Origin of the sequence: Mesorhizobium sp. M1365, from assembly GCF_040317865.1 — a bacterium.
GTDB lineage: Bacteria > Pseudomonadota > Alphaproteobacteria > Rhizobiales > Rhizobiaceae > Mesorhizobium.
In genome coordinates, this window is the sequence record NZ_JAMYLG010000081.1 from 1 (window position 1) to 8,609 (window position 8,609).

Genomic DNA, 8,609 nt, shown 5'->3' on the forward strand with positions numbered 1-8,609 from the left:
GAAGGCAAGACGCCGTCCGGCTGAACCGGTGCGCGCCGACCTGGAGGTCGCCGATATCTTCCGTGCTGCCGGCCCCGGATACCGGGTCTCCCACGCCGGGCATCTGAGCCTGCAGCAGCTCAAGGTGTTGCAGCTCTGAGCTTCTGAAAGGTCCTGCACGAGGCGCGTCATGCCCACCGATAGCCAGTACATTTTCGAAAGTATCAAGCAGGGGTGCGTGATGCTTTCCGATGACGAGTTCGTCATAGACAGGTTGGTGAAGTATTTCGGCAATGGCAGGATCCGCTGGCACGTCGAATTCCGTGAGCATCGCATCGAGCTGTCGACCGGCCAGCTCAAGAAGCAGCCTGCCTTCCGCAGGAAGATACTCGAACAGGCTGGCGTGCTGCCGCCCCGGCGTGCCGGGGCCAGTTACAGGCGATGGGCACTCAATCTGAGGAAGAATGCCATCGAGCTTCCCTGGCGAGACAGGCCGGTCGACGCCGATTTCGCCATCGACAGGCTCACCAGCCACGGAGATGGGCGCTGGACGGTTGAATACCAGGGCAAGTCAATCAAGTTCACGTCAATCAAACTGCGCAGGCAAGTCAGTTTTCGCAAACGCATGCTGGCCAAGGCCAAGGTGCTGCCGCCCGAGTTGGCACCGTCCGCTTATCGAAAGTGGATGGACTGGCTCATTCACAACGCCTCCGAGGCTGCGCCGCTAGCCGGCGAGGCCTCGATGCCAGAGAAAAGCTGGCTTGACGATCTGCCAGAGCTAGCCGGCTGGTAAAATGAAGCACCGCCCCAAGCGACCAGCTAGCCTGAATATCTCAAAGTGAGGGGTGCATCGGACCCCGTCCTTGGATCTGATGACTCTTTGTTGCAAAAGCAGTTTCTCAGATTCTCGGGGCCGATGCACCCCTCACTTTGAGATATTCAGGCTAATACTTATCTTGGCGTACATATCTCGCTCGGCGGCGCACTTGCGCCTTGCACCGTCCGACTGGCATGTGCCATCCGGATTGCCGCTAGCTCACGCAGTCCGGGGCCTGGTCAGTCCAGAGCGGGATGCAGCTTCTTCGCTTCTTCGCTTCTTCGCTTCTTCGCTTCTTCGCTTCTTCGCTTCTTCGCTTCTTCGCTTCTTCAGGTTCGACATTGATCTTCGATTTTTCGATTGCCAGGGTATGTCGGGCGTTCCACGCACGACGAGTCGAACATCGGGATGCTTGCGCACCTCGATGGCAAATTTCGCCAGCAGGTTGATGCCGGAAGAGTTGAGAAAGGTCCCTCAGAGAGGGGCGACATGGGACCGCGACGGAAAAACTGAAATATTGGACCGTTTTCACTCGAGCCCGATCCACACAAAGCCGTCCTGCTTTCGGCAGGGATATACGATCAGCTTTGCGCGGTTTTTCGAAATGTCACCCAAATATTCAAGGCCCGCCCTGGTACCATCGTGCTCCAACTTCGCCCACTCCCTGATTTCGCCGGTAAGCAGGTCGAAACAACTCTGATGCCAGCGGCAGACCAGGCCAAGATCTGCGGTGATCGTGCTCTCCATGTGTGGGAGCTTCAGCTTTTCGGCCTGAGCGGAACTTCGGCGCTCGTAGAGCGGCAGATGAAGATGCGGGCAGGCATTGTTGAAGGCGCAATAGCTATCGGATCCGCGAACGACGACGATGTCGTAATCTTCAAAATCGAGAATCCGGCGTTCGTGGGGCTGAAGCTCGTCTTCGGCGAAAGCGCGAATCCACCTCCTGCCGCCCTGACGGATGGTTTCGCGAGGCCGTCTGGCATTCAGCTCGGCGTCAATTTCGGGCTTCAGCCTGACGATTTCGAACAGGCTTGTGCGCTCGCCGGTACCGCGAAGGCGTACCCTGACGAAGTCGCCGATTTCCACCTTGTCGGCGATCTGGTCGCGGAGGGCCTCGGATATCAGCAATCGCGTACCGGCATCTTTATTGGCGGCCTCGACCCGGCTGGCCAGATTTACAATGTCGCCGATGGCCGTGAGACGTTTGTGTCCAGCAAAACCCAATGTGCCGATGACGGCTTCGCCATAGTTGAGGCCGATGCGAATATCGAAATCGATGCCATACATCGAGGCAAAGAACGGCTTCAGACGATCAACTGTGGCGAGGGTCTGAAGTGCGGCGTTCACGGCGCGGAGCGGAGCGTCGGGCTGGTCGTCGATGCCGAATATTGCCATGAGGCCATCGCCGATCAGTTTGTCGATGAAACCGCCATTCTGCTCGATGATGTCGCCGACCTGGGCGAAGTAACGATTGAGCAGATACATCACGTCGTAGGGGGAAAGCCGCTCCGACAGCGCTGTGAAATCTACAATGTCGCTGAAGAAGACCGCAACATGCCTTGCTTCGCCGCAACGCGTCGCGGCAGAAGCGCCAAGCTGGCTGGTGATCATCATGTCGGTTTCGTCTAGCACCAGGCGTCGGACGCGAAGCTCGCCTTCCGGTCTGAGCTGACAGGCCAGCCGAACCTCATCGGCCAATCTCAACCGGTTCGCCATCAGGGTTTCGTCCGGATTCCGGTCCGGGCAAGCCTCAATGCCGTCGAGAACCCAAACGCGGCATGTCGAGCATTTCGCCCTGCCGCCGCATGCGTGGGCAAATGGCACGCCCGATCTGAGAGCCGCCTCAAGCAAGGTCTCATCTGCGGCCACGTCGAAACCCACTCTGTCGGGTAAAGCGGTTACTTTGGTCATATCACCGAACACAGGTCCGTCGCGTTAACTGGCTTGCCAGTGTAGCACCAATCGGCTCAGGCAATAGAATCATGCAAAATTCGAGCACCGACGAAGCCGAAATGGTTTCGTTGCGGGGACCGGACCATAAGACCGCTTGCATCGGCAGCGACCGCTTGCTGAGCGGACAACGAGGGTTCATCACGGCGCGGATCGTGTTGGTGTCCTCGCAGAGCAGAATCGGGCTTAGTCCAGATGCAACAACCACGCAGCAACGATGTACGCCCGCAATCAGCGCGGGAAGCGGATCATCTCGCTCTAATCGTCGAACTTCCGTCAATGGCGCGTCCCGCTGGTTCAAACACATGAGCCGGAGCAAGCCCGAAATGAGCATAACGACTGGCTGGGGTGGCAAGCGGAAGTCCAGCGTGAACGCGCGGAATAGTTGATTTGCGGACTTGAGCCGGCATTAGGTTGCGCAAGCTGTAGCGGCTGACCTTGGCGCGACCGAGACCAACGTCGGCGCTGACGCGCAGCGCCCGCTCTTGAAGCCAGTGGCCAGCGGGCTCTACGCCAACAATGGGCGCTTTCCAGAATGACTGGAACCGCACCATCGCTGACCAAACCTAAGCTTGGCCAGCGGAGCAATCACCTTTACGATTCGACCAGGATCACCAAGGACTCTGGAACCACTCCATCGAAGGCCATCGCATCCGCGGCTTCCTTGCTCTGCATAGCTTTCATCATGGCGTCCATGTCCGGAACGTCCATGAGAACGGCCACCCGAGTCGGATTTTGTGGATCTACAAATGTTCGTATGTTGGTCACGCCGAGCGGACCAAAAAGCTCTTTGCGCTTCGGCGAGTCGAGCCAGTGTTTTGCGCCCTTTGTGATGTTATGGTAGCCAATGACTGTCGGCATTGCATCCTCCCTATCGTAACGGCGAAGGCCCGGCATCAACCAAAAGTGCCAAGATCCATCCCGTCGAACGACGGAGCGCCGTTTCGGTTGGACTGTCAATTATTTCGTTAAAGGCGCGCGGAAGAACGATTCGGAGTGGGCGTTTCTTACGGACCGTTCGACCTCAATGAACCAGGATCGCGGTCACGCGGCTGTGGCTATTGACATGTGACAAGCGCAAACAGCCGGACAACAACAGCAAGGACTCGCGTGGCACATATCGGGATCCGGCGCTGGGGTCGGAAAGGGCAGTTGGGCGTAGGTGCCTGTCATGACCCGGCGGGCCAAGCTCGTGGGTTATCGCTGAGGTGGAGGCCTCGGATGAGCGTTCTTACGAACGGGCGACCCAGCAACGTGACTGCCCACGAGATTGTTGAAGAGCTGATCCTACAAGCCCGTCGCGGTCAAATCATCTCCGTCAAAGAGACCATTACAGTGGTGCGCCGAGACGGGCCGCAAGTGGAAAGTGACTGCGCGCCGGTCGAGCTTATTGTAGAGATTGCCCCAGCCTTTGGCCTGTTTGTCGCGTTCGACCTCCACGAATAGCGTCATGGCAACCCACTGGTTCAACCCCGAGAGGGCACTCTTTGCGCCAGCCAGTTATCCGATCCCGCTCAGAAATTTCTACCAACATTCCCGCCTTCCAAGGAACCAAGGAACAAATCTTCTCGGCAGGAGGTTCTATCCTCGACCATGGTTGAGGTCGACAGAAGGAAACAGAAGGCTATCGCCGACCTTGTGCGACGGTGGGGTCACATCAGATGGTCTCGGGCCGCTTCATTCCGCGGCCTCCAGCAAGCCGGCTTCTTCCTGCAAGCCGTGAAGAAAATCCGCGGCGCGCTGCGCGTGGCTGGCTGCGGTGAAGATCGCCCGCTTGTCGTTCTTAAGCACCTTCAGCCATGAGCCGATATAGGCGGCATGGTCGGGCCGGGTTTCGGGCGTCAGGTCGAGATCGGCGGACAGGAAGATCGAAGCAAGTTCAGCAACGAGTTCTTCCATCGCGTAGCCTTCGTCGCCCCAGCGCTTGCGGCCAAAATCCCGCTCCAGCCGCGAGGGGTGGCGCGTCCAGTGCGTGCACTCGTGCGCCAGCGCTGCGTAATAGCTTTCGGCATTGCGGAAGGTCTCGAACGGCGGCATCTGCACATGGTCGCTGCCCATGCTGTAATAGGCCTGATTGCCGCCGTGACGGATATCGGCGCGCAGCGCGGCGAAGAAAGTTTCGGCATGCTCGATGCGTGCTACCGGATCGAGGCGCTGTTCCGCCGGGGCATAGAATTGCGCCGGTAGGCCCTCGATCTGCTCGACATTAAAGACGGTGTAGCCCTTCATAAACGGGATATCCCGCTCCTGCTCCTCGCCGGTCGCTTCGTCCTTCTCTGTCCTGCGGATACGGTCGGCATAAACGACAAGATTGCCCCTCTCGCCCTTGCGGACATGCGCGCCCATCTCTTGCGCCTGTTTGAAGGTCATCCAGATCGGCGCGGCAAAGCCCTGCGCCATGGCTACCGACCAAAGCATGATGATGTTGATTCCCTGATAGGGCACGCCGTTATGACGTAAGGGCGGCGAAATCCGCCCGGCGGCGTGCTCCGCGTTCCAAGGCTTCAGCCAATGGCGCAGGCCCTGTTCCAGTTCGGCAACAATGCTCGCCGTCACCTTCTCATAAACATCTGCTTTCATTGGTTTTTCCTCCTAGTTTACGGTTGCGCAGCAGCTGCTGCTGCAACCGGACTAGGCCCCGCGCCAATGAGCGGGCGGAATGCGGTCAAGGCTGAAAATGAAAGGGTGGTGCGGCCCACAGCGGAGTGAGCACACGGCCTTTGATTTTCACGCGAATAGCGCCCGGCCTTGACGGCAGGGGGCGGCAGCCCCGGATCAAAAGAGAAAAGGTTGCACGGGCCGAAACGGCCCGTTCAGGTCACGGCCTGAAAGGGCGTGCTTGCGCGAGGGATGGAAGCCGGATGGCCGAAATCCCGGCGTAGCGTGGCGAAGCCGGAGTTCGGTTTACGAGAGCCCGGTCCTGCGTAGCTTCAGCGAAGCAGTACGCGCCCAGAATCCGGCGCCGTAATCGGGTTCGGTCGCTGTTCCGGTTTTTGCTGCGCCGCATGCGCCTTCCCTGAGGCCATGCGAGGTGTAAGCGCGAATTTCCCCGCACCTTTTGCTGTTGAGTGCTCTGATGCATGAGAAGCTATGCGGGGGAGCGGCGAGGTGGCACCATCGTCGTACGATCAACCCGAAGGATAGACTATCATGTCCAAAGTCGACGATCTCAGCCGATCAATCACTGTATTGGATCAAGCTCGCACTGTGCTCGTCGTTGTAGAAATGAGTCAAAATAACTGGCTGGTGGCCGGAATGCTTCCCGGCGTTCAGCGACACCCCCTCAAGAAACTCGATCCCGATCCCAATGCATTGCTCGGTTTGATCGCGCGTTGGCGATCGGAGGCGGAGGCTGCGGGCATGCCGATAGACCGGGTCGCGCTGGCCTTCGAGGCTGGGCGAGACGGCTTCTGGCTGGCCCGGTGGCTGCAGACGCGAGGCATAGACGCTCACGTCATCCATTCAACCAGCGTCGCCGTGAACCGTGAACACCGACGGGCGAAAACCGACAGGCTAGACACGGCCATGCTGATGCGCGTGTTCCTGGGTTGGCTGCGTGGCGAGCGTGGCCACTGCCGCATGGTGGCGATCCCATCACTGGCGGAAGAGGATGCCAAGCGGCCGAGCCGCGAGCGGGAGAACCTGGTCAGCGAGAAAACGCGGATAGTCAATCGCATGAAAGGGGCGCTGGCTCGGCTCGGCATCCGTGGCTTCAAGGCCGAGCTTCGCCGGGCGCCGAAGAAGTTGCCGGACCTGCGCACTTCGGAAGGACAGCCGCTTCCGCCGAATATGCTGGAAGAGATGCGGCGCGACATGGCTCGGCTTGCGGTGGTGCGCGATCAGATCACGACGATTGAAAAAGCCAGAATTGCCCAGCTTGAGCAGGCGCCCGCGTCGGGGTATAATGCAATGGTTGTGCTATTGGCGCGCGTGATTGGTGTCGGGATTGAGACAGCCGACATGCTGGTCCACGAGGTGCTTAGCCGCAACCTCAGAGACCGGCGCGCGGTGGCGCGTTACGCCGGTCTGACAGGCTCCCCCGACGAGAGCGGATCTAAACGACGCGAAAAGGGGTTGGCCAAGGCAGGCAACGCCCGGGTGCGACGCGGGCTGATCCAATTGGCCTGGCGCTTCCTGAGATTCCAAAAGAATAGCGAACTGACGCAATGGTTCCAGGCACGAGCGGCACAGGGCGCCCGCAAGACGACGATGATCGTGGCGCTCGCACGCAAGTTACTCATCGCGCTCTGGCGATTGGTTACCGTCGGCGAAATCCCGATGGGCGTCACATTGCGCCCGATGAACTGAACACACTGCAGGGCGCCTGACGGATCAACCGCCGTAATGACGCCCGCGCGTATCGATTCGAGGTGGCGGTGTCCCGATGGACACCATGGCGTTATTTGCCGTCATGAGAATGGGCCCGCCGCCTCGGAGCCTTGCTGCTGAAGCCAATGACTGCTTCATGGTCCGGGTCTTTTGCAGACCCACCGAATACAAGGTTGCGGCGTAATGCGATGCGCCCCAAAGGCAGGCTCCCCTCGAATTTGATGCTCGCGGACCAATGCACAAGGCAGTGACCAACCGTTCTGTTATGGCTATCCTGACCGCTTTACCGCGAAATCAGTGAAGGCCCCTTGACAACGAAATCCCCATACAAGGTGTCCACCAAAATAGGTGGACACCTTGTGATGGAAGAAGATGAGCAGAAACTGCGGGTGAGGCTTGTCGGTCGGGACGGGCGACGCCGATACGACCCGGCATCGAAGGACCGTCTTGTCTCGGCCTGTCTTGAGCCTGGCGTGTCGGTATCGAGGCTTGCGCTCGAACATGGGGTCAATGCGAACCTTCTTCGGAAGTGGATAAAGAAGCGGGCGGAGACCCAGTCCCTCCCACAGCCCCCACCATCGGCGTTCATCCCGGTTCAGATTGAAAGCACTTCCGATCGGGCCTTGCTGCGACAGAGCAGCATGGCTGCGGTGGATTTGCCGGGGACTTGCGATGGGGCACGTAGGTCGGCATCGAAAAGGACAGCGCCTTTTTCCTCTCCAGCCAAGGTGAGCGCGTCGCTGCCGAACGGCGTGACGTTGACGCTGGAATGCGGTGATGTGGATGCGTTGACGGCGACCATCGGAGCACTGGGTCATGTTCAGACTGGGCGCTGACCTGAAAGTCTACCTGCACCGCGAGCCGATCGACTTCCGGGCCGGCATCAACAGCCTTGCGGTTCTGGTCCAAGAGACGATGGCGCTCGATCCGTTTGCTCCGGCGGTTTTTGCGTTCTGCAATCGCCGTCGCGACCGGATGAAGCTCCTGTTCTTCGATCGGTCGGGCTTTGTGCTGGTCCTGAAGCGGCTGACCGAGGACAAGTTCCGGTGGCCGCGCCGGGAGGCAGCGGTGGTCACGCTTACGACCGAGCAATTGCACTGGATCCTCGACGGCATCGACATCGATGCGATGGTCCGCCATCCGGTGCGGCAATATCAGGTTGCGGGTTGAGGGCTCTCGAATTGAGCGGTTGACGCGGCGGCATGCTTTCGATTCAAGAATCTGATGAATCGACCCGGCGAACCGACTGTTGAAGCGTTGATGGCGCGTATTGCTGCGCTGCAGGCGCAGAACCGTCAACTCACCGAACGCGTCGTCAAACTCGAGGAAGAGCTGGCGCTTGCACGACTGCATCGTTTTGCGCCGCGCAGTGAAAAGCACATTGACCGCCTCTTCAATGAAGCCGAACAGGCCGCGGATGAGGACGCCGCCGACAACGAAGATGGCGGCGTCGTTGTCCTGCCGGACACGGGCTTGCCGGCGAGCGAAGGGGCGACGGGAAAGAAGCGCGGCCGCAAGGCCTTGCCGGAAAACC

General features: G+C 59.5%; 9 protein-coding genes and 1 pseudogene. 6 read left to right on the plus strand and 4 right to left on the minus strand.

Features of this window, described 5'->3' with window-relative positions:
- The first annotated feature begins 169 nt into the window (after positions 1-169).
- Positions 170-772 carry a hypothetical protein gene (locus NKH04_RS32460; protein ID WP_352767462.1) on the plus strand — a complete coding sequence of 201 codons (603 nt, stop codon included), beginning with the start codon at positions 170-172 and terminating at the stop codon, positions 770-772.
- Positions 773-1,120: 348 nt separating this feature from the next.
- Here NKH04_RS32460 and NKH04_RS33355 read toward each other — a convergent pair.
- From NKH04_RS33355 to NKH04_RS32470, 3 genes and pseudogenes are all read right to left on the minus strand, one after another.
- Positions 1,121-1,264 (minus strand): annotated as a pseudogene (locus tag NKH04_RS33355) (slr1659 superfamily regulator); the annotation flags it as partial.
- A 60-nt stretch (positions 1,265-1,324) separates the two neighbouring features.
- The gene (locus tag NKH04_RS32465) at positions 1,325-2,707 is read right to left on the minus strand and encodes an adenylate/guanylate cyclase domain-containing protein (protein WP_352539225.1); all 1,383 of its coding nucleotides are present in this window, start codon (positions 2,705-2,707) and stop codon (positions 1,325-1,327) included.
- A 633-nt stretch (positions 2,708-3,340) separates the two neighbouring features.
- The gene (locus NKH04_RS32470; protein ID WP_352539226.1) at positions 3,341-3,607 is read right to left on the minus strand and encodes a hypothetical protein; all 267 of its coding nucleotides are present in this window, start codon (positions 3,605-3,607) and stop codon (positions 3,341-3,343) included.
- Between the two features lie 360 nt (positions 3,608-3,967).
- Between NKH04_RS32470 and NKH04_RS32475 the strand changes: the two genes are divergently transcribed.
- The gene (locus NKH04_RS32475) at positions 3,968-4,192 is read left to right on the plus strand and encodes a hypothetical protein (RefSeq protein WP_352817865.1); all 225 of its coding nucleotides are present in this window, start codon (positions 3,968-3,970) and stop codon (positions 4,190-4,192) included.
- A gap of 231 nt (positions 4,193-4,423) precedes the next feature.
- On the opposite strand, the gene NKH04_RS32480 is transcribed toward NKH04_RS32475, so the two are convergent.
- Positions 4,424-5,326, minus strand: coding sequence for an ArdC family protein (locus NKH04_RS32480; protein ID WP_353045561.1), 903 nt, complete (start codon positions 5,324-5,326; stop codon positions 4,424-4,426).
- Between the two features lie 570 nt (positions 5,327-5,896).
- Between NKH04_RS32480 and NKH04_RS32485 the strand changes: the two genes are divergently transcribed.
- The 4 genes from NKH04_RS32485 to NKH04_RS32500 all read left to right on the plus strand — a co-directional run.
- Positions 5,897-7,054: an IS110 family RNA-guided transposase gene (locus NKH04_RS32485; RefSeq protein ID WP_353045562.1), complete on the plus strand. Its 1,158-nt coding sequence runs from the start codon at positions 5,897-5,899 to the stop codon at positions 7,052-7,054.
- 383 nt (positions 7,055-7,437) lie between these two features.
- Positions 7,438-7,911 (plus strand): IS66-like element accessory protein TnpA, encoded by a 474-nt coding sequence (gene tnpA, locus NKH04_RS32490; RefSeq protein WP_352496699.1) that lies wholly within the window; start codon positions 7,438-7,440, stop codon positions 7,909-7,911.
- Positions 7,892-8,245, plus strand: coding sequence for an IS66 family insertion sequence element accessory protein TnpB (gene tnpB / locus NKH04_RS32495; RefSeq protein ID WP_014761846.1), 354 nt, complete (start codon positions 7,892-7,894; stop codon positions 8,243-8,245). The genes tnpA and tnpB overlap by 20 nt, the downstream gene beginning before the upstream one ends.
- Positions 8,246-8,299: 54 nt before the next feature.
- A partial coding sequence (locus NKH04_RS32500) for an IS66 family transposase (protein WP_502913466.1) occupies positions 8,300-8,609 on the plus strand: 310 nt, incomplete at its 3' end.